Annotated in this window: 18 protein-coding genes and 1 pseudogene; 8 read left to right on the forward strand and 11 right to left on the reverse strand. The window is 69.2% G+C overall.

All coding sequences use genetic code 11. The features are described 5' to 3' along the window. Positions 1–34: 34 nt before the first annotated feature. Positions 35–1,388 (reverse strand): annotated as a pseudogene (locus tag QMK34_RS05340) (glutamine synthetase). A gap of 76 nt (positions 1,389–1,464) precedes the next feature. Next, positions 1,465–2,268, reverse strand: coding sequence for an EamA family transporter (locus QMK34_RS05345; protein WP_326412174.1), 804 nt, complete (start codon positions 2,266–2,268; stop codon positions 1,465–1,467). A 341-nt stretch (positions 2,269–2,609) separates the two neighbouring features. On the opposite strand from QMK34_RS05345, the gene QMK34_RS05350 reads away from it, so the two are divergent. Then, positions 2,610–2,789: a DUF7455 domain-containing protein gene (locus QMK34_RS05350; protein WP_326412176.1), complete on the forward strand. Its 180-nt coding sequence runs from the start codon at positions 2,610–2,612 to the stop codon at positions 2,787–2,789. Positions 2,790–2,842: 53 nt separating this feature from the next. Here QMK34_RS05350 and QMK34_RS05355 read toward each other — a convergent pair whose 3' ends face one another. The 5 genes from QMK34_RS05355 to QMK34_RS05375 form a co-directional block, all read right to left on the reverse strand. Beyond that, on the reverse strand, positions 2,843–4,027 hold the full coding sequence (locus QMK34_RS05355) for an ROK family transcriptional regulator (RefSeq protein ID WP_326412179.1): 1,185 nt from the start codon (positions 4,025–4,027) through the stop codon (positions 2,843–2,845). Between the two features lie 13 nt (positions 4,028–4,040). Beyond that, on the reverse strand, positions 4,041–5,474 hold the full coding sequence (locus QMK34_RS05360) for a sugar ABC transporter permease (protein WP_326412181.1): 1,434 nt from the start codon (positions 5,472–5,474) through the stop codon (positions 4,041–4,043). Positions 5,475–5,494: 20 nt separating this feature from the next. Beyond that, positions 5,495–6,268, reverse strand: coding sequence for an ATP-binding cassette domain-containing protein (locus tag QMK34_RS05365; protein ID WP_326412183.1), 774 nt, complete (start codon positions 6,266–6,268; stop codon positions 5,495–5,497). Between the two features lie 97 nt (positions 6,269–6,365). After that, complete coding sequence (locus QMK34_RS05370) at positions 6,366–7,499, reverse strand: sugar ABC transporter substrate-binding protein (protein ID WP_326412186.1); 1,134 nt, start codon at positions 7,497–7,499, stop codon at positions 6,366–6,368. A gap of 204 nt (positions 7,500–7,703) precedes the next feature. Next, a complete protein-coding gene (locus QMK34_RS05375) occupies positions 7,704–9,464 on the reverse strand; it encodes a DEAD/DEAH box helicase (protein WP_326412188.1) in 1,761 nt (586 codons plus the stop codon). A 238-nt stretch (positions 9,465–9,702) separates the two neighbouring features. Here QMK34_RS05375 and QMK34_RS05380 point away from each other — a divergent pair, with 238 nt between their 5' ends. Continuing rightward, positions 9,703–10,920, forward strand: a complete 1,218-nt coding sequence (locus tag QMK34_RS05380) for a YihY/virulence factor BrkB family protein (protein WP_326412190.1) — start codon at positions 9,703–9,705, stop codon at positions 10,918–10,920. A 171-nt stretch (positions 10,921–11,091) separates the two neighbouring features. Then, the gene (locus tag QMK34_RS05385; RefSeq protein WP_326412420.1) at positions 11,092–14,256 is read left to right on the forward strand and encodes an efflux RND transporter permease subunit; all 3,165 of its coding nucleotides are present in this window, start codon (positions 11,092–11,094) and stop codon (positions 14,254–14,256) included. 742 nt (positions 14,257–14,998) lie between these two features. On the opposite strand, the gene QMK34_RS05390 is transcribed toward QMK34_RS05385, so the two are convergent. Next, a complete protein-coding gene (locus QMK34_RS05390; RefSeq protein WP_326412193.1) occupies positions 14,999–15,835 on the reverse strand; it encodes a hypothetical protein in 837 nt (278 codons plus the stop codon). 123 nt (positions 15,836–15,958) lie between these two features. After that, on the reverse strand, positions 15,959–16,201 hold the full coding sequence (locus QMK34_RS05395; RefSeq protein ID WP_326412195.1) for a DUF3039 domain-containing protein: 243 nt from the start codon (positions 16,199–16,201) through the stop codon (positions 15,959–15,961). Positions 16,202–16,259: 58 nt separating this feature from the next. Here QMK34_RS05395 and QMK34_RS05400 point away from each other — a divergent pair, with 58 nt between their 5' ends. Together QMK34_RS05400 and QMK34_RS05405 are read left to right on the forward strand one after the other, a co-directional pair. Next, positions 16,260–16,943 (forward strand): sporulation protein, encoded by a 684-nt coding sequence (locus tag QMK34_RS05400; RefSeq protein WP_326412197.1) that lies wholly within the window; start codon positions 16,260–16,262, stop codon positions 16,941–16,943. A gap of 376 nt (positions 16,944–17,319) precedes the next feature. Further along, a complete protein-coding gene (locus QMK34_RS05405; protein WP_326412199.1) occupies positions 17,320–17,556 on the forward strand; it encodes a hypothetical protein in 237 nt (78 codons plus the stop codon). Between the two features lie 65 nt (positions 17,557–17,621). On the opposite strand, the gene QMK34_RS05410 is transcribed toward QMK34_RS05405, so the two are convergent. Further along, on the reverse strand, positions 17,622–17,813 hold the full coding sequence (locus QMK34_RS05410; protein WP_326412201.1) for a DUF397 domain-containing protein: 192 nt from the start codon (positions 17,811–17,813) through the stop codon (positions 17,622–17,624). Continuing rightward, on the reverse strand, positions 17,810–18,664 hold the full coding sequence (locus QMK34_RS05415) for a helix-turn-helix domain-containing protein (protein WP_326412202.1): 855 nt from the start codon (positions 18,662–18,664) through the stop codon (positions 17,810–17,812). Before QMK34_RS05415 ends, QMK34_RS05410 begins: the two co-directional genes overlap by 4 nt. 98 nt (positions 18,665–18,762) lie before the next feature. Between QMK34_RS05415 and QMK34_RS05420 the strand changes: the two genes are divergently transcribed. Genes QMK34_RS05420 through QMK34_RS05430 form a run of 3 tightly spaced genes read left to right on the forward strand, consistent with a single transcriptional unit; the run spans position 18,763 to position 19,462 of the window. Continuing rightward, positions 18,763–19,044, forward strand: coding sequence for a hypothetical protein (locus QMK34_RS05420; RefSeq protein WP_326412203.1), 282 nt, complete (start codon positions 18,763–18,765; stop codon positions 19,042–19,044). Further along, the gene (locus QMK34_RS05425; protein ID WP_326412204.1) at positions 19,041–19,271 is read left to right on the forward strand and encodes a hypothetical protein; all 231 of its coding nucleotides are present in this window, start codon (positions 19,041–19,043) and stop codon (positions 19,269–19,271) included. The genes QMK34_RS05420 and QMK34_RS05425 overlap by 4 nt, the downstream gene beginning before the upstream one ends. Further along, on the forward strand, positions 19,268–19,462 hold the full coding sequence (locus QMK34_RS05430) for a hypothetical protein (protein WP_326412207.1): 195 nt from the start codon (positions 19,268–19,270) through the stop codon (positions 19,460–19,462). Before QMK34_RS05425 ends, QMK34_RS05430 begins: the two co-directional genes overlap by 4 nt. The last annotated feature ends 357 nt before the right edge of the window (positions 19,463–19,819 follow it).

A 19,819-nucleotide genomic window follows, 5' to 3' on the forward strand; every position in this document is an offset into this window, starting at 1 on the left:
GCGAACCGGCCGACGGCGTTCCCGGCCATCGGGGCTAGTAGCGCCACAGGTGGGCGGCCACGACCTCGTCGGTGGTCCGGTCCGACGCCCCAGGCCGCGTCCGAGGCCCGGACCGCCCGGAAGGCGCCCAGCAGCTCGTCCCCGAGGGCTCCGGTGACGCGGGGCGACGCGACGAGCGCGGCGTCCTGCTCGGCCGGGTTCACCGGCAGCAGCCGGATGTCGCGGGCGGCCCGCTCCCGCGGCGTCCAGCCGCCGGGATCGTCGCCGATGGGGTCGGCCAGGGTGAGCCCGTCCTCGATCCCGGCCATCCCGGCCGCCAGCACCGCGGCGAGCGCCAGGTACGGGTTGGCCGACGCGTCGGAGGTCTTGAGCTCCAGGTTCGCGTGGTCGGTGCCCAGCAGCGCCGAGCCTGGGACGTACCGCAGCGGCGCCTCACGGTTCTCGACGCCCCAGAAGGCGTAGGCGCCCGCGAAGTAGCCGGGCCGCAGCCGCAGCGTCGACGGGACGCTCGGCGCCGTGATCGCGGTCAGCGCGGGCAGGTCGCGCAGCAGCCCGGCCACGTACGCGGCGCCGTCGCCCTCAGGCAGTCCGTCACCGGCGAGCAGGTTGCGGCCGCGCCGCTGGACGGACGTGTGCAGGTGCCACCCGTTGCCCGCGGCGCCCATGCCGATCAGGGGCGCGAAGCTGACGGCGAGCCCGTGGGTGTGCGCGGCGGCGTGGATGGTCTGGCGGGCCAGGAGCTGGTCGTCGGCCGCGGAGAGGGGGTCCGACGCGGCGAGGGAGAGCTCCAGCTGCGCGATCCCGTACTCGGCGTGGAGCTGGCCGATCTCCAGCCCGTTCGCGGCGAAGTCGTGCAGGAGCGCGGCGACGAACCCGTCGAGCGGCACCAGCGCGTGGGGGCTGTACGCGGGACCGGCATGCCCCGGCGCGGACACGAGGTCCGCGTTGCCCGCCGCGGTGACGGCGAACTCCAGCTCGTACCCGGCGCGAAACTCCAGCCCGCGGGAGGCGGCCTCGGCGACCTGCCGTTCGAGGACCGAGCGCTGGCAGTACGGCCACGGGGACCCGTCGGCGGCCACCTGCCGGGCGGGCGCCCAGGCCAGCGCGGGCTGCCCGGCCAGCCGCCGCACCCGCTCGACCACGGGCAGCAGGCGGACGTCGCCCGAGGGCGTCGACAGCCCGGGGTGGGCGTAGGTGATCGCGTCGTGGGTGTCGAACACGGCGAACAGCGAGGTCACGCCGACGCCGCGGACGGCGGTCTTCGCCAGCGCCCCGACCGGCACGATCCTCGAGCGCGGGATGCCGTTGTTGTCGGCCCAGGCGAGCTGGACACCGGTCACCCCGGCCGCGGCGAGATCCTTCGCCGCGGCGGCTGCCGCCTTCGTCATGCCGACCTTCTCTCGCTAGCCGAACCCGGGCCAGTATCCCGGTCGCCCGCTCGCGGGGCCACGGGCGGGCAGGAAGCTAGCCGGGAGGCTCCGTCAGGACCTCTGGGCGGCTCCCACGGCCTCGCAGAGCGACTCCGAGCACGACGGCGAGGGTGCCCAGTGCTTCAGGCAGGCTGGGCACCTGGGCGAGCAGGACGAAACCGGTGACCCCGGCGGCGACCGGCAGCAGCGCCAGCAGCAGGGCGAACCGGGCACGGCCGACCCTGGCCAGCACCACCTGGTCGAGTCCGTAGGGCACGACGGTCGAGAACACGCCGACGCCGATGCCGAGCACGAGCAGCCGTGGCGAGCCCCACACCGCGCCGGTCTGCAGCGCCAGCGGCGAGAGCGCGACCGTGGCGACGGCGAACCCGACCGCGAGACCGTCGATGCCGTTGCCGCCGGTCGCGACCCGCTGGCCGAGCAGGATGTAGGCCGCCCAGGCCAGTGCCGCGCCCAGCGCGAACACGACGCCGAGGCCGCTGCCTGCCAGCCGGACGTCGGCGATGGCGACCACCCCGGCCACCACCAGCAGGAGCGCGAGGAAGTCGCGGCGGGTCCGGGAGCCGATCGCGGCGACCACCACGGGCCCGGCGAACTCCAGCGCCACCGCGGTGCCGAGCGGCAGGCGGGCGATGGCCTCGTAGAACAGCACGTTCATGCCCGCGGTGACGAGCCCGAACGTGCCGGCCAGCAGCAGCGGACGGCCGCGCCAGGCCCCCCGGGGCGGCCGCCGCCAGGCGACGAGGACCACCGCGGCACCCAAACAGCGCAGCCAGGCCACCGCCGAAGGTGACATCGAGGTAAATAATCCGACCGCGACCGCCGCTCCGGCGTACATAGAAATTCCGCTGAGAACGAACAAGATCGGGGCGGGTACCGCGCCCGACCGGTATTTCGACGTCGACACACCCACTCCCGCATGGTGCCTGACCTCGAAAAACCCACGAATCCGGGCTGTCATCTCCCGGATTGCGGGATGTGTTTACGACATCTGGGGTAATTCCGCGTGACACACCTCCCACCCGCGCGGGAACACTTGCGGGCCGCCAAACGTCTGCAAGAGTGGAAGCACGAACACGGCGGGGCCGCGAGAGATCCCTCTCTCGGCGTCAGTGCCGAAGTGGTCGTAGCTGGATCAAAGGTACCGGGCAACCGGTACCGGGACGGAGGGAGACTCCCATGACATCACCGACGCTCACCCGCCCCGAACTGACCGCTGTCGACCGTTGCGACCGTTGTGGCGCGGCAGCCCAGGTTCGAGCCATCCTCAGCACCGGTGGCGAGTTGCTCTTCTGTGGACACCACGCCCGTGAGCACGAGACGAAGCTCAAGGAACTGGCCGCCGACATCCAGCGGTGACCTGAATCGAAGGGATGGCGAGCGCTCACGACGAGCGCTCGCCATTCTTCGTTTCAGGACCCCCAACCACGACTGCCCCTGAAGGCCACCTCGGCGGCTCCCAGCAGCTTGACGTCGGCCCCGAGCGCGGAACTCACGATCCGGGTCCCTCCCACCGCGCGGCTGACGAGACTTCGGCGCCGGACCTCGGCGGACACGGTCCGCACGATCGAGTCCGGCAGCACGGTGAGCAGGTCCCCCAGCACGACCAGCTGCGGCCCGAGCAGGTTCACCACGTTCACCAACCCCAGCGTCAGCCACTCGGCGAACTCCGACAGCCGCTCTTCGGCGGCCACCGAGTCCCGCCCGAGCGCCCGCAGCTCGAACAGAATCGCCCCTCGCGGAGTCTCTTCCGGCAGCCCGAGGGCGCGGCAAAGAGCAGCCTCTCCGACCTCGGTCTCCCAGCACCCACTGCTCCCGCAATAACAGGGCCGTCCCCCGGGCCGGATCACCATGTGACCGATCTCACCCACGTAACCGGACCCGCCCCGCAGCGACGATCCACCGGCGATGACGCCACCACCGACCCCGACGTCCGCGGACACGTAAACCGCGTCCGAAGAGCCTCGCGCCGCACCACGGATGTGCTCGGCCACCGCGCCGAACTCGGCGTCGTTGCCGACGAGGACCGGGATGCGCAGCACGCTGCCGAGACGTTCACCGAGGGCGACGTCGGTCCACCGCAGGTTCGGCGCTTCGTGGACGTAGCCGTCGGCGCGGCGGACCACGCCGGGCACGGAGACCCCGGCGGCCATCGGGGTGACCCCGAGGTCGCCGGCCAGGACGGCCGTCGACTCGATGACGTGGGTGATGACCTCTTCGGCCTCGCGCATCCGGCCGCGCAGGTTCCAGCTGTTGCGCCCGAGGATCTGGCCGCCGAGCCCGACCAGCGCGATCGCCACGTGCTCGACGCTCAGGTCCACCGCGAGCACGACCGCGGCCTGTGGCTGGGGCAGGACCAGGAGCGAGGGGCGGCCCGCCCCTCGCCCTGGCCTCGGCACCCGCTCCTCGACGACGCCCGCGTCGGCGAGCCCGTCGACGAGCGTCTTGATCGTGCTGCGGTTCAAGCCCAGCTCGGTCGCCAGCACCGCGCGGGTGCACGGTCCGCCGACGTGCAGCAATCGGAGCAACGTCGTCCGATTGTGCCGGCGCACCTCGTCTGGTCGTGCGACAGGTGTGCTGGTCACGGGCCTTATCATTCCATGCTGACGACTAGCGGACCGCCGCCGCCGCGCGACGGCGTGACAACGCGTCGACACTGGCCGCGAGCAGCAGTACCAGGCCGGTGATGATGCTCACCACGGCCGCCGGCTGCCCGAGCAGGCCGAGCCCGTTGGTCACCACCGCGAGCACGAGCCCGCCGATGACGGCGTCGAACACCCTGCCCTTGCCGCCGAACAGCGAGGTGCCGCCGATGACCGCGGCGCCGACCGCGAACAGCAGCGTGTTGAGGCCACCGGACTGCGGGTTGACCGAGCCGATCTTCGACGAGTAGACGATGGCGCCGATCGCGGCCACGGTCGAGCCGATGATGAACACGCTGGTCCGGATCTTCGGCACGTTGATCCCGGCGCGGCGCGCGGCCTCCTTGTTACCGCCGACGGCGTAGATGTGCCGCCCGTACTGCGTCCGGTTGAGCGTGTAGGTGCCGATGGTCAGCAGCACGAGCACGATCGGGACGACATAGGGCACACCCTCGATGACGATGTTGGCGTTCTGCGCGCGGTTGATCGTCATCAGGTAGGTCGCGACGGCGCTGATCAGGACGACCACGCCGACCTTCGTCAGCACGAGCGGGGTCGGCTGGGTCACCAGGCCGCGCTTGAGCCGCGAGAAGTGCTGGCCGAGCGCCACGGCCGAGAACCCACCGGCGCCGACGACGAACAGGATCCAGCTGCCCGCGATCGACAGGTTGCCGTTGGCCACCGCGTCGAGCACCGGGTCGGTGCTGATGCCGAGCGTGCCGCCCTCGCCGATGAACTGGATGATGACGCCCTGCCAGACGATGAACAGCGCCAGCGTCACCACGAACGAGGGCATGCCGATCTTCGAGACCAGCGCGCCGGTGATGCAGCCGATGGCGCAGCCGACGCAGATCGCGAGCAGCATCTCGAGCCACGCGTTGGCGGTGGCGCCGGACAGGATGACCACCACGCCGATCAGCGAGATCACCGCACCGGCCCAGATCCGCTGCAGCGCCGCCAGCACGGCGGCGAGCACGAGGACCACCAGGAAGGTGATGAACACGCCGGTGCCGAGCGTGCCGAGCAGATTGCCGCCCTTCACGTAGTGCAGCGCCATGATGGAGGCGCAGACACCGGAGGCGGTGCCCGCGGAGAGGTCGATCTCGCCCAGCAGCAGCACGAACACGATGCCCATCGCGATGATGGTCTGACCGGCGCCCTGCGCGAACAGGTTCGCGATGTTGTTCAGGGTGAAGAAGCTGTCCGACAGCGCCGCGAACAGGATCACCAGCACCGCGAGGCCGAGCAGCGCGGGCAGCGAGCCCAGCTGGCCTGCCCGGAGCCGGGAGAGGTAGTCACTGATCGCTTCGCCGGTCGACATCGATGTCGTGTCGATGCCGAAGTCGGTGATCGCCGCGGAAGCCGTGTCCTGCGGCGCGGGCTTGGCTGGTGTTTCAGTCATTTCCGGTTCTTTCTCGTTGCTCACAGAACGGCGGCTTCGGGGCGGGCCAGCCCCAGATCGCCGGACCGGCCGGCGGTGATCAGTTCGACGACCTGGCCGTGCGTGACGTCCTTGGTGTGCACCTCCGCGACCAGGCGGCCGAGGTAGAGCACGTCGATGCGGTCGGCGACCTCGAACACGTCGGCCATGTTGTGGCTGATCAGCACCACGCCGAGGCCCTGCTCAGCGAGGCGGCGGACCAGGTCGAGCACCTGACGGGTCTGCGCGACGCCCAGTGCGGCGGTCGGCTCGTCGAGCAGCACGACCTTGCTGTCCCACAGCACGGACTTGGCGATCGCGACGGTCTGCCGCTGGCCGCCGGACAGCGCGGAGACCGGCGTCCGGACGGACTTCACGGTGCGCACCGACAGCGAGGCGAGGGTTTCGCGCGCGGCCTTCTCCATGCTGGCCTCGTCGAGGAGCCATTTGCTGCCGCGTTCGCGGCCGAGGAACATGTTCTGCACGATGTCGAGGTTGTCGGCGAGCGCGAGGTCCTGGTAGACGACCTCGATGCCGAGGTCGGCCGCGTCCCTCGGGCCGCGGATGTGGGTCTGCTCGCCGTTGAAGGTCACCGTGCCCGAATCGGACGGGTGGATGCCCGCGATGCACTTGACCAGCGTCGACTTGCCGGCGCCGTTGTCACCGACCAGCGCGGTCACCTCGCCGGCGCGCACCGAAAAGTCCACGTCGTGCAGGACGTGGACGGGGCCGAAGCTCTTGTTCAAGCCTTTGATGTCGAGAATGGGCTCGCTCATGGACTCTGCAATTCTCCCGAGTGGGTACCGGGCCGGGATGCGTTGTCGGGGAACACATCCCGGCCCGGCTGACTTGGTGTGACGGGGTGAACCAGGCTTAGGAAACGCCGACCTGGGTGCAGATCGCGGCCAGGTCACCGCCGCAGATGTCGCTCGCCTTGACGTAGCCCTCGGTCACGACGGTCTTGACGTCGGCCTTGAGGATGAGCTTCGGGTCGAGGAGCACCGACTTGAGGTCGCGGTTGTTCTTCGGGTCGTGCAGCTTGCCGGTCGCGACGGCGTCCGCGGCGGCCGTGTCGCCCTTGGCCAGCGCGGCGGCGAGCTTGGCGGTGGCCTCGGCCTCCTGCTTGATCGGCTTGAAGATCGTCAGGTACTGGTCGCCGCGCAGGACGGCCATCAGGCCGTCGGCGGTGGCGTCCTGGCCGGTGACCGGGACCTGGCCGTTGAGGTGGTTCTTCTTCAGGATGGTGATGACCGCGCCGGCGAGGCCGTCGTTCGCCGCGACGACGCCGTCGACCTTGCCGCCGTTCTTGCTCAGGATCTGCTCGAACGTGGTGCCGCCGACCTGCGCGTTCCAGTCGTCGATGGCTTGCTTCTGGACCTTCTTCAGCGCGCCCGAGGCGTAGAGCGGGTCGAGGACCTTGTCGTGGCCGTTGCCGAACAGGGTCGCGTTGTTGTCGGTCGGAGCGCCCTCGATCTGCACGACGGCCGCACCCGGCTTGTCCTTCAGCTTGTCGGCCAGTCCCTGCGCCTGGATCTCGCCGACCTTCTCGTTGTCGAACGAGACGTAGTAGTCGGCGCTGCCGCCGAGGCTCGGCCGGTCGTAGTCGATGGTCGGGATGCCAGCCTTCTTGGCCTTGGCCTCGATCGCCGCGCCGACCTCGGGGTCGGACGGGGCGATGACCAGTACCTTGACGCCCTTGTTGATCATGCCGTCGGCGAGGGTGGCGAACTTCTGGTTGTCGCCCTGCGCGTTCTGGACGTCGGCCTTGAAGCCCTGCGCCTTGAGCGCGGCCTCGAGCATCGGCTTGTCGAAGGCTTCCCAGCGGGCCGAGGTGGCCGTCTCCGGCAGGATGACGCCGACCTCGCCGCTGGCGCCGCCGCCCGCGGCGGGCGCGGAGGCCGAGGAACTCCCCGACCCCGTCGAGGGCGTGCTGTTGGCGCCACAAGCCGTGAGCAACGCGGTGGCGCCCACTGTCGCGGCGAGGAGGGTAAGGGTTCTGCTGCGCATCCTCGGTCCTTCCGAATCCTGCTCGCGGGCGGCGATCCGGCAGGACCGACGCTCCGTCGCGCATATGTTGTGGGCGACAACATATGCCGCCGAACGAGTCAGCGGAAGATGGCTGGATCGATTAAGTCGCCCTTAATGGACACAGTTTGGCAACATGGGGTTTGCACAGCGAGGAGAAGCGTAAGCGCTCTGACGGTGTGATCGCTACCACGTACGGAGAGTGACGATCCGCTCTTCGAGTTGCTCGATCGTCGCCATCGCCGTCGGCGGCCCGCCACAGACGCGCCGGAGCTCGTTGTGGATCGCGCCGTGCGGCTTCTTGGTCCGGTGGTGGTACATGCCGACGAGGGCGTTGAGCTCCTTGCGGAGGTTGCCCAGCCGCTCGCTCACCGACTGCGGCCGCGCCACCGGGGCGGCCTGCTCGACCTTCGGCTTGCGCTTGCCCGCGTCGGCGAGCTGGTCGGACTGCCGCTTCCGCAGCAGCGCACGGACCTGATCGGGCTCCAGCAGGCCCGGCAACCCGAGGTACTCCTGCTCCTCGTCACTGCCGGAGAACACGGCGGTGCCGAACGAGTTGCCGTCGTAGATGACCTGGTCGAGTTCGGCGGAGGCACCCAGCGAGGTGAACGCCTTCTCCTCCTCGCCGGGCTCGTCCTCGGTGCGGTTGGCCTGGGCGAGCAGTTCGTCGTCCCAGCCCTCCTTCTCGCGATGCGGCTTGCCGAGCACATGATCACGCTGTGCTTCCAGCTCGCTCGCCAGCTCCAGCAGCACGGGCACGCTGGGGAGGAACACACTGGCCGTCTCGCCCTTGCGCCGCGAGCGCACGTACCGGCCGATCGCCTGGGCGAAGAACAGCGGGGTCGAGGCGCTCGTGGCGTAGACGCCGACCGCGAGCCGCGGCACGTCGACGCCCTCAGACACCATCCGGACCGCGACGAGCCAGCGGTCGTTCGAGTCGGAGAACTCCTGGATGCGCCCCGACGCCTTCGGGTCGTCCGAGAGCACCACCGTGGGCGCCTGCCCGGACATCCGCTCCAGAATCTTCGCGTAGGCGCGCGCCGACTCCTGGTCGGTGGCGATCACCAGGCCACCCGCGTCGGGGATGCCCTGCGCGCGCAGCTGGCTCAGGCGGGTGTCGGCGGCGTGCAGCACCGACGGGATCCACTCGCCGGACGGGTCGAGCGCCGTCCGCCAGGCGCGGGCGTTCTGCTCGGCCGTCAGCGGCTCGCCGAGCCGCGCGGTGAACTCCTCCCCCGCGCTCGTGCGCCAGGACGCCTCGCCGGAGTACGCGAGGAAGACCACGGGCCGGACCACGCCGTCGGCGAGCGCGTCGGCGTACCCGTACGAGTGGTCGGACTTGCTGCGCAGCAGGCCCTCTTCGTCGGGCTCATAGGTGACGAACGGGATCTGGGAGTCGTCGCTTCGGAACGGGGTCCCGGTCAGCGCGACGCGGCGGGTCGCCGGGGTGAACGCCTCGCGAATCGAGTCGCCCCAGGACTTCGCGTCGCCGCCGTGGTGGATCTCGTCGAGGATCACCAGGGTCTTGCGGTTCTCCGTGCGCACCCGGTGCAGCGTCGGGTGCGCCGCGACCTGCGCGTACGTCACCGCGACCCCGTTGTAGTCCGAGGAGGTGACGCCGGTGGTGTTGCGGAAGTTCGAGTCGATGTCGATGCCGGCCGCGGCCGCCGCGCCCGCCCACTGGTGCTTCAGGTGCTCGGTCGGGGTCACGATGGTGACCGCCTCGATCGTGCGGTCCGACAGGAGCTCGGCGGCGACCCGGAGGCCGAACACCGTCTTGCCCGCGCCGGGGGTCGCGACCGCGAGGAAATCCTTGGGCCTGGTCGTGAGGTACCTGGTCAGCGCGCGGCGCTGCCAGGCGCGCAGCGGCCGGGAGGTCGCGTCCTGCTCCGCGGGCGGCGCGCCGAATCCGGACCCCGCCCGGTCACGTTCCGTCGTCTCCGACATCTCCGGCCCACCCCCTCCGCTGGCGCTCGAATCCCGCCTCGACGTGCTGAAAGGCATACGAAAACCCCCACTGTGGTACCTGGCTGCGACGCCCGGACTTCGGTGAGGGCACTGCACACAGCCTACCGTTCGCACCGCCGGCTCGCGGGCACCGGCACGGGTGATGTCGGCCCGGGTGAGGCCGTTCACGCGGGGCGACGAGCCAAACCCAGGCGAATGCACCATGCTGGAGCACGACATGAGCGAGCAGAACGCCCCCGCGTCACCGGACGCCGGGCGGGCACCCGAGGCGAGGGTGGCCCGCAAGGGCCCGCTACGCCTGCTCAGCCGCACGCTCGGCAAGGCCTGGGAAGGCAACATCTTCTCCGAGGCGGCCGAAGCCGCCTTCTGGCAGACGCTTTCGCTCCCCCCGCTGCTGCTCGGCCTCCTCGGCGCGCTCGGCTTCCTCGGCGAGTGGTTCGGGCCGTCCGTGGTCACCGCGGTGCACGACAAGATCATCACCTTCGCCGGGACGATCTTCAGCAGCAACGCCGTCCAGGAGATCATCGAGCCGACGGTCAACAGCATCCTGACCGTCGGCAAGGGCGAGATCGTCTCCGTCGGGTTCGTGATCTCGCTGTGGGCCGGGTCCTCGGCGATGTCCTCGTTCGTCGACGCGATCACCGTGGCGCACGACCAGTACGGCGTGCGCAACGAGGTCTGGCAGCGGATCTTCGCCCTGCTGCTGTACCTGTGCGGGCTGGTGATGCTGGTGGTCGGCCTGCCGCTGCTGGCGATCGGGCCGGACCTGCTGCCGGAGTTCTTCCCCGAGGCCTGGCGCGGCACGGTCGAGGCCTGGGTCGGCGCGCTGTACTACCCCGTGCTCGGGGTGATGATCGTGCTGGCGCTGACGACGTTGTACAAGCTGGCGCTGCCGCGCAAGCTGCCGTGGCATCGCGGGCTGCCGGGCGCGGTGCTGGCCATGGTCATCTTCCTGCTTTCCAGCGTCGGCCTGCGCATCTACCTCAACTGGATCACCAAGACCGGCTACACCTACGGCGCGCTGGCCGCGCCGATCGCCTTCCTGCTGCTGATGTTCTTCATCGGGCTGGCGGTGGTCGGCGGCGCCTACTTCAACAGCGCGATGCAGGAACTGTGGCCCGCCAAGGCGACCCGCCGCCAGCGCCGCAAGTGGCGCAGGCTGGAGATGGGGCGCGCCAGCGAACGCCTGCGCACGGAGGAGGGGCGCAACCGGTGGGAGCGCAGCACCATCCCGCTGCTGCGGCCGCGCCGTCCCGAACACGGGGAAGAGCAAGAAAGCGGGGCAGATCACACTGTCCACAATGATCATGACGACGCCGGGTCCGAATCGGACGGCGGTCCGCGACCGGAGGTGACCGAGCGCTCACCGGAATCGGGCGAAGACCAGGTGGAAACCCTCGAGGACGAGTCACGCGCGGGGCGTACCGGCCGCTGACACCGGGTCGGCTCCACCCGTTCTCCACCCGTCCAGGGGACCGCGGTCATCCTGAAGTCGTACCCGGCCTCCACCCCTGGTGTGAATACCCCCGAACCCGTCCGTGAAAAGCTCGGCACGCCGAAGAAGAACCGCTCGGTGACACTTTTCCTTTCCTGGGGGGATCCCGCTATGTCCGTGCTGGCCAGACTGAGCCTGCGCAACAGAAGCCTGATCGGGCTGCTGGCGCTGGTGATCATCGGTTTCGGGGCGTTCGCCCTGCCGCAGATCAAGCAGCAGCTCTTCCCGTCGCTGCAGCTGCCGACCGCGGTGGTCGTGACGCCGTACGCGGGCGCGTCGCCCGACGTGGTGGATCAGCAGGTCACCGAGCCCATCCAGGGCGGCCTGCAGGGCCTCAAAGGCCTGAAGGAGCTCAGCTCGACCTCCTCGGAGGGCGCCTCCACGGTCGTCGCCCAGTTCGAGTTCGGCACCGACATCGACGCCGCCGTCGGCCAGCTGCAGCAGGTGGTCAACCGGCTGCGACCGCGGCTCCCGGCGAACAGCGACTCGACGGTCTCCGCCGGGCGCACCGACGACATCCCGGTGGTCATGCTGGCCGCCGGAACCACCGGGGACCAGCAGAAGCTGGCCACGCGGCTCACCGACGAGACCGCGCCGGAGCTGCGCAAGATCGACGGCGTCCGCACGGTGACCGTGACCGGCGCCCGCCAGCCGACGGTGACCGTCAACCTGGACTACGCGAAGCTCGCCGCCGCCGGGGCGGACCCGGCCTCGATCACGGCCGCGCTGCAGACGGCGGGCGCGACTGTCCCGGCGGGCACGCTGACCGACGGCGACCGCACGCTCACCGTGCAGGTCGGTGGCGCGGCGGCGACGGTCGACGCGCTCAGGAACCTCTACCTCACCCCCGCCGCCGGTGCCGCGGCCCGGCCGGGCACCCCGCCGCGGGAGCCGGTCAAACTCGGCGACGTCGCGACGGTGGAAGCCGGGCTCGCCGCGCCGACCTCGATCACCCGCACGAACGGCAAGCCGAGCCTCGGCCTCGCCGTGACCATGGTCGACAACGGCAACGCGGTGGCCATCTCGAAGGCCGTGCGCGACAAGCTGCCGGACCTGAGCACCAAGCTCGGCGCCGAGATGAGCGTCGTGTTCGACCAGGGCCCGCAGGTCGAGGACGCGATCAGCGGACTGACCGTCGAAGGCCTGCTGGGGCTGGCGTTCGCGGTCATCGTGATCCTGCTGTTCTTGCTGTCCGTGCGCTCGACGCTGGTCACCGCGGTGTCCATCCCGTTGTCGGTGGTGGTGGCGCTGCTGGCGCTGTGGACCGGGAACCTCTCGCTCAACCTGCTCACCCTCGGCGCGCTGACGATCGCGATCGGCCGGGTGGTCGACGACTCGATCGTCGTGCTGGAGAACATCAAACGGCATCTCGCGTACGGCGAGGACAAGCAGCGCGCGGTGCTGGACGGGGTGAAGGAGGTCTCGGGCGCGGTGACGTCGTCCACGCTGACGACCGTCGCGGTCTTCCTCCCGATCGCCTTCGTCGGCGGTCTGACCGGTGAGCTGTTCTCGCCGTTCGCGATCACCGTCACGGTGGCGCTGCTGGCTTCGCTGCTCGTTTCGCTGACCGTCGTCCCGGTGCTCGCGTACTGGTTCCTCAAGCCGCCGAAGCAGGCCGCCAACGAGGAAGAGGCGGAGCTCGCCCGGCTGGCAGCGGTGGAGAAGGAGCGTCGCGGCCTGCTGCAGCGCGCCTACCTGCCGGTGATCCACTTCGCGACGAAGCGACGGCTGACCGTGGTCGTGCTGGCGCTGCTGATCTTCGGCGGCACGATCGGGCTGGCTTCGACGCTGGAGACCAACTTCCTCGACCAGTCCGGCGGGACCACGCTGAACATCAGCCAGGAACTGCCGCCCGGCACCAGTATCGAGGCCAAGGAGAAGGCCGCGTCGGCGGTCGAGAACGCCCTCATGGCGACCCCCGAGGTGAAGATGTACCAGGTGCAGGTCGGCGGGGGCGGCGCCGGCGCGGCGTTCGGCTTCGGCGGCGGCACGGCGACGAGCATCTCCGTCACCGTGGACAAGGGCACCGACATCCCCGCACTGCAGGACAAGCTGAAGGCCCGGATCGGCACCCGGCAGGGCATCGGCACGGTCAAGTTCGGGTCCGACGCCGGTGGTTTCTCGTCCGAGCAGATCTCGGTGCTGGTGACCGCGCCGAACGCCGCGGCGCTCAAGCCCGCGGCGGATCAGGTGCAGCAGGCGCTCAGCGGCGTCAGCGGGCTGAGCGAGGTGTCGAACGACCTGGCGAAGGGCTCACCCCGGGTACAGATCGAGGTCGACCAGCAGGCCGCGGCGGCCCGCGGGCTCAGCGCGACGACGATCGGCCAGATCGCGAACCAGGCGATCGCCGGGCGCACGGTGACCCAGCTCCCGATCGACGGCCAGCGCACGGACATCGTGCTGCGCTCCGGAACCAAACCGTCCACAGTGGACTCGATCAGCGCACTGCCGGTACCAGGCCCGGCCGGGGTGGTCCGCCTCGGCGACGTCGCCAAGGTGTCCACAGTAGACGGACCGGCGTCGGTCAAGCGCACCGGCGGTGAGCTGAGCACGACGGTCACCGCGAAGAACACCGGCTCGGACCTGAGCGCGGTCACGAAGGACATGACGGCGAAGCTGGACAACCTGCGGCTGAAGGGCGGCGCGAGCTACTCGCTCGGCGGTGTCAGCCAGGATCAGCAGGAGGCGTTCGGCAACCTGTTCCTGGCGCTGCTGGCGGCGATCGCGATCGTGTTCCTGATCATGGTGGCGACGTTCCGCAGCCTGATCCAGCCCCTGATCCTGCTGGTGTCGATCCCGTTCTCGGCGACCGGCGCGATCGGGATGCTCCTGGTGACGGGCACCGCGCTGGGCCTGCCGTCCCTGATCGGCATGCTGATGCTGGTGGGCATCGTGGTGACGAACGCGATCGTGCTGATCGACCTGATCAACCAGTACCGCACCGAGGGCATGAGTATCAAGGACGCGGTGGCCGAGGGCGGCCGGCGCCGTCTCCGCCCGATCCTGATGACGGCGTCGGCGACGATCTTCGCCCTGATCCCGATGGCACTGGGCATTACGGGCCAGGGCGGTTTCATCGGCAAGCCACTGGCGGTGGTGGTGATCGGCGGCCTGATCAGCTCAACCCTCCTGACCCTGGTACTGGTCCCCACCCTCTACACCATGGTGGAGCTCCGCAAGGAAAAGCGCCGAACCAAGCGCCAAAACCGCAAAACCCACCGCACCACAACAAAAGAACAGCACGAACAACTGGAGCCCACCCCGACCCCAACCTGAAACCCACCTGCCCCTGAAGGCCACCTTCACGGCGTTTTACGCCGTGAAGGTGGCCTTCAGGGGCAACAAAAACTCCCGCGACAAGACCCCGAACCCGTCACCCGCCCCCAAAACCCCACCACCGCCAAACCCCAAGACTCACCGCCGCGGAGCCCCAAGACTCATCGCCACCGAACCCCAAGACTTCACAGCGCGCGGAACCACCCACACCCAGCCACACCACTCACCGGCCACCAAGACTCAGCCACGCCCGGCCTCAGACCCCAAAACTTCACAGTGTGCGGAACCACCCACACCCAGCCACACCACTCACCGGCCGCCAAGACTTAACCACGCCCGGCCTCAGACCCCAAAACTTCACAGTGTGCGGAACCGCCCAGACTCAGCCACGCCAGTCACCGGTCCATCCAGACTCGCCCCCGACACACACCACCAAAACCCGGCCACCGCTATCCGGGACCACAGCGTCTCCGCGAGCTCTGCGAGTGGAGACTTCACCGCCGCGCGCCCTCTTTCGCGGCCGCCAGGCCGCCCCAACTCGCGACGGTAGGTCGCCCCCGTTAAAGCAAAAGCCGCACTTACGCTGGAAGTCAGGGGCGACCTGGCGGCGCGAGTTTGTGAGCGCGCTGGCCAAAAAACACAGGCTTCTAGCCGCACCTCAGGACTAAACCAAAAAACCCGCACCGCCGCTGGGTGCCAGGACCGACCTAGCGGCGCGAGTTCGTGACCGCACTGGCCAAAACTACTGCCGAAACCGCCAAGTCTTGCTGTCAAAGGCGATACAGATACTCGGCGACATCACGACAACCCGCAGTGTCGCGTCCCGCTCGTCAAAATCGATCCCCTCGACCTCGAAGTTCCCCGAGCACCCGCTCTGCAGCGGCAGCTGCCCCAGGGACGTCACGTGCCCGGTTACGTCACTCCCGGACACCGCCGCCACGAGATCCACCTGAAGCAGCGGTTTGGTCGCCCCGAACAACGCCCCCTCGGGATCGTCGGAGGCGCAGAACAGCCGGGTCGGGGTGGCGAAATCGCACCCCTGGACGTCCCGCACGGCATGATCGAGCCGCACGGCCGAGGCGTAGGGGAGGTTCTTCGACGGGTCGGTGAAGGCTGTCCCGGGCATCGGGTGCACGAGCAGCCGATCCATCGTGCCCCATTCTCCCGCGACCATCCACCGGCCGTCCGGGGACACCGCGGCGAACGAGTTGTTGTTCGCTTCCCAGGGCTCGAGGGCGTGCTGGTAGTTCGCCCAGGTGCCGTCGGGGGCCTGGACGCGGAACAGTTTGGCGCCGCGGTCGTCGCGCTGGTAGGGCTCGACGTAGTAGCCCTGCGCGGAGCCGGGGTCGCCGACGTGGTTCCAGCCCTTGCTCGACAGGTCGTAGGGCACCGTGCTGATTCCGGTGTAGCGGATGGTGGTGCCTGACGGGCGGACGATGGTGGCGAGGCCCTGGCTCTCGTCGAGCGGTCTGGCGTTGTCCGAGCCGATGGTGTTCCAGCCGGTCACCGCCTGGGCGAACGCGGGTGACACCACGACCATGAGGGCGACGAGGGTGAGCACGATCCCGGATCTGCGCATGAGGACTCCGTCCCGGCGGGAAATGCTGGCGGGTACCTGAGTACCAGCGATCGCCGGGGCGGACAGCCGCCACGTGAATGATTTTCACTTCTTGTCCGGTCTTCGTGCCCGACCGGACATCGGCTATTCGCCGGAGCGGTAGCCCTCGTAGATCTTCTTGCAGTCGGGACACACGGGCGAACCGGGCTTGGCCGACTTCGTCACCGGGAAGACCTCGCCGCACAGCGCCACCACGTGCGTGCCCATGACCGCGCTCTCGGCGATCTTGTTCTTCCGCACGTAGTGGAACATCTTCGGCGAGTCGTCGTCGGTGCTGTCGGTGCCCTGGGGCGTGGTGTCCGGCTTCGGCAGAGTTTGCGTGCTCACGAGACCATCATGCCTCAAATACCTGTGGACGCCGCCACGACCTGGCAAGATCCCCGGCATGTTCCAGAAGGTGCTCGCGACGTTCGGCTCGGGCGGGGCGCGGATCGACGCCCGGCTGCTCGACCGCGCCATCACGCCCGGCAAGCCCCTGCGCGGCGAGGTCGTGCTGCTCGGCGGGGAAGTCGATCAAGAGATCAACGGTCTCGCGGTGAACCTGCTGGCCAGGGTGCAGGTGCCAGGCGAGCGGGAGCCCCGCGTCGAGGACCTGCGGTTCGGCACCCAGCAGCTCATCGGCCGGGAGCACATCAAGCCGGGCCAGCAGGTGACGATCCCGTTCGAGACGCAGCTGCCGTGGGAGACGCCGATCTCCAGCGTGTTCGGCAAGCCACTGGCCGGGGTGGCGATCGGCCTGCAGACCAACCTCGACCTGGCCAACACGGTCACCGACCCGGCCGACGTCGACGCCGTCGCGATCGAGCCGCTCCCCGCGCAGAAACGCGTCCTCGACGCGTTCAGCCACCTCGGGTTCGTCTTCCGCGAGGCCGTGCTGGAGCAGGGGCGCATCAACGGTGCCGCCCAGCAGCTGCCGTTCTTCCAGGAGATCCGGTTCACCCCGTCACCCCGGTTCGCGCCGGTCTTCACCTCGGTGGCGGTCACCTTCCTGTCCACCGTGGCGCAGACACAGGTGGTGCTGGAGGTCACCAAGCGGGTGCGGGTCGCAGAGCCATCGCTAGTGGGTTAGCCACCTAAGCAGGGTGTTCCCGAGGCTCCTCAAACTGAGCCACAGGGAGACATCCTATGCCCAACCTGACCCCGACCGACAAGCGCGCTGCAGCCGTCGCTGCCGTGCTGCCCGTCGTGCCGGGCTACACGTCCGAAGACGCCACTGTCGAGGCGGCACAGCGATGAGCGCCGTCCTGCTGCTCTGCCTCGCCGCCGCCGCGCTGGCCGGATGCATCGTGGCCGCGGCCCTGTTCTTCGCCTCCGGGCCGAAGCGATGACCGGCCGCCGAGCGGGCCGGATCGTCCGCGCGGTCTGGCGGGGCGCCACGGCGCCGCACGTAACACAGCACGTGATCAACACGAGTCCATCAGCAGGATCCGACGGAAGGCAGACACATGTCCACCCCTGAGAACGTCCAGAGCTCCAGCACCGCAGTTGGGTACGCCAGCCGCAAGTCCGCCGCCGAGCTGGCCAAGCGCCGCGTCCTCGCCAGCGATGACCCCATCCGCCAGGCCGCCCTCGAGCAGCTGGCGGTCACCTACTCGATCCGCACGATCCTGATGTGGACGCTCGTCATCGTGCCGGTGGCTCTCGTGGCCCTCGCCGTCGTGTTGTCCGCGGCGCGTCCCTGAGCCCCGGACACAGCAGAGGGCCCCGGCGTTCACGAGTCGCCGGGGCCCTCTGCTGTGTGCAATACCTAGTTGGCGGACACCTTCGCGAGGAAGGCTCCCCAAGCACCAGGCGAGACGGCCAGATGCCCGGCGGCCCGGTCCTTAGTGTCCCGCACGCCTACGGTCTTGGTCGCGAGTGCGACTTCGACGCAGTTGTTCGAGCCACCTGAGGATCGCGAAGACTTCCGCCAGTGTGCGTTCTTCAGCTCCGCGTTCACGGCTTCGACCTCTCAAGATCCAGTGCAATCGAATCCATCAGACTGATGCTCTCACGCGCTGACAAGGCAGTTTCCGTCAGCGTGCGGAACGCCAGTCCGTACGCGTTCACGTGCGAATCTCCGTCGAGCAAGTCGGCTCTGGTGAGATCTTCGAGGTAGGCCCACGACTTGTTCGATGTGCCGACAGGCACCGTGAGCAGCGTGAAGCCCGATCCCAGGGCAGCGTGTTGGCCGGCTGCGAACGGGAGAATCTGCACGGTGACGTGCGCCAGGTCTGCCACGGTGACGAGGCGTCGGATCTGAGCAGCAAGAACGGCGGCACCCCCGATCTCACGGCGCAATGCAGCCTCGCCCAGGATGAGATGGATCTCCGGCGGCGACTGCCGTTCGAGCAGCACCTGACGGCGCATCCGGGATTCCACCACACGCGGGATGTCGACCGCCGCAACGACAGCGCTGGTGCTCACGACCGCCTGGGCGTACTCAGGTGTCTGGAACAGGCCGTGGATCAACTCGGTGTCATAGACGTTCAGCGCCACGGCGTCCCCTTCGAGTCCGAGGTACTGCCGGGCCCAGTCGGCGACCTTGCCGAAGCTGCCACGCTTGCGGGCCAGTGCGCCTGTCTCTTGAATCCGCTGCACCTCTTCGGGGTCGGCGCCGTAGAAGGTGAGCAGGGCCGTGATGTCGTTCGCCTTCAGAGTGGCCTGCCCTTGCTCGATCTTGCTGATCTTCGCGACATACCAGGACAGGTGCGCGGCTACCTGCTCGCGCGTGATCCCTGCCTTCTCGCGAAGCTCTTTCAGATCGCGGCCCAACACCAGCCGGTGGGTGGCCGATCCCGACGTTTCCATGGTTGCGCATCGTAGCGTCACCCGTTCGGACTGACCACAACAAGGATTCCTAGTTGTATGGTCAGCTGAGTACTCACAAGGGAACTCACGGAGATGTCATGGGACGACACGCGCTGATCGAGACGAGAGTGACCACCGACGCCGACTTCACGGCCCGGTACTACAAGGCCCACGGTGCGGCGCACCTGTACCGCAAGCGCGATCTTGCCGACAACTCGATTGGCCTGCTGGAGCCGTGGTGCCTGGTCGGGAAGCTCGCCCCTGAGCTGCACAAGCGCGAGGACATCGACCCGGCGCCGATCACGCCGGGAAGCTCGTTCCTGGTCTGCCGCGAGTGCCGCACCGAACTCGCCCTGGTCCGAACCGGGCGGATCTCGTGACGGATCCACGTGGCTGGCGCCGGACGCGCGTGGTGTCGAGTGTCGACTCCCTCGGCCGTCCGGTCACCGTGACCACGGGCTTGACCACCAACACAGCGGGCGAGGTTGTCGCCGCGATCGGCATCGACAACGGCCCGACCGCGATCCTCGACAGCCTCGACGTGGCCGTGAACATCGAGCAGACCCTCGCGGATCTGCGCCAGGTCGCCCAGCGGGGCGAGCGATGACCGGTGTCCAACTGCGTACGAAGGCAACGCCCCTGCCGTCCGCGGCGAAGGGTCGTGCGACGCCGGAGGAGATGACCACCTGGACGCCTTACGAGCTGGAGATCCGGGCCTGCTTCCACTGCCACGTGGTCTACCGGTCGGCTGGCTACGCGTGGGACTGCGAGCACTGGCACGAGCGAGGTTCGGCGTGAGTTGGCGCCGGACGTTCGACGGCACGATCGACGACCCCGACGGTGACGGCCCCGTCGACGACGAGCAGGACGACGAGGACGAGTAGACCACCGGTCGGCGCGACGGCCCCCGCTACGGCGCGCCGACCCTCCCCCTGATCGTCCGGCCGCCGCACCGTCTCTCCCCTCGTGCAGTGCGGCGGCTGGGCTTCCACTTCGCGCGTTACCCGGCGCGTGAAGGCCAGAGCCCCCGGTGTCTTCACGAGCACCGGGGGTTCTGCGCTGCGACGACGAAAGGCCCCCGCCCGACCGGATTCGTACCGGTGAGGGCGGGGGCTTTGTTCTCGATCACGTTGGAGGCGTGTCTTCTTGCGGCGG

Origin of the sequence: Amycolatopsis sp. H20-H5 (assembly GCF_035828755.1) — a bacterium.
In the GTDB taxonomy this organism is placed as follows: domain Bacteria; phylum Actinomycetota; class Actinomycetes; order Mycobacteriales; family Pseudonocardiaceae; genus Amycolatopsis.

Bases quoted from the DNA above. Each gene is read 5' to 3' on its own strand.
- QMK34_RS05345 (WP_326412174.1), bottom strand. From the start codon at position 2,268: ATGTACGCCGGAGCGGCGGTCGCGGTCGGATTATTTACCTCGATGTCA.
- QMK34_RS05350 (WP_326412176.1), top strand. From the start codon at position 2,610: ATGACATCACCGACGCTCACCCGCCCCGAACTGACCGCTGTCGACCGT.
- QMK34_RS05355 (WP_326412179.1), bottom strand. From the start codon at position 4,027: ATGATAAGGCCCGTGACCAGCACACCTGTCGCACGACCAGACGAGGTG.
- QMK34_RS05360 (WP_326412181.1), bottom strand. From the start codon at position 5,474: ATGACTGAAACACCAGCCAAGCCCGCGCCGCAGGACACGGCTTCCGCG.
- QMK34_RS05365 (WP_326412183.1), bottom strand. From the start codon at position 6,268: ATGAGCGAGCCCATTCTCGACATCAAAGGCTTGAACAAGAGCTTCGGC.
- QMK34_RS05370 (WP_326412186.1), bottom strand. From the start codon at position 7,499: ATGCGCAGCAGAACCCTTACCCTCCTCGCCGCGACAGTGGGCGCCACC.
- QMK34_RS05375 (WP_326412188.1), bottom strand. From the start codon at position 9,464: ATGTCGGAGACGACGGAACGTGACCGGGCGGGGTCCGGATTCGGCGCG.
- QMK34_RS05380 (WP_326412190.1), top strand. From the start codon at position 9,703: ATGAGCGAGCAGAACGCCCCCGCGTCACCGGACGCCGGGCGGGCACCC.
- QMK34_RS05385 (WP_326412420.1), top strand. From the start codon at position 11,092: ATGTCCGTGCTGGCCAGACTGAGCCTGCGCAACAGAAGCCTGATCGGG.
- QMK34_RS05390 (WP_326412193.1), bottom strand. From the start codon at position 15,835: ATGCGCAGATCCGGGATCGTGCTCACCCTCGTCGCCCTCATGGTCGTG.
- QMK34_RS05400 (WP_326412197.1), top strand. From the start codon at position 16,260: ATGTTCCAGAAGGTGCTCGCGACGTTCGGCTCGGGCGGGGCGCGGATC.
- QMK34_RS05405 (WP_326412199.1), top strand. From the start codon at position 17,320: ATGTCCACCCCTGAGAACGTCCAGAGCTCCAGCACCGCAGTTGGGTAC.
- QMK34_RS05415 (WP_326412202.1), bottom strand. From the start codon at position 18,664: ATGGAAACGTCGGGATCGGCCACCCACCGGCTGGTGTTGGGCCGCGAT.
- QMK34_RS05420 (WP_326412203.1), top strand. From the start codon at position 18,763: ATGGGACGACACGCGCTGATCGAGACGAGAGTGACCACCGACGCCGAC.
- QMK34_RS05430 (WP_326412207.1), top strand. From the start codon at position 19,268: ATGACCGGTGTCCAACTGCGTACGAAGGCAACGCCCCTGCCGTCCGCG.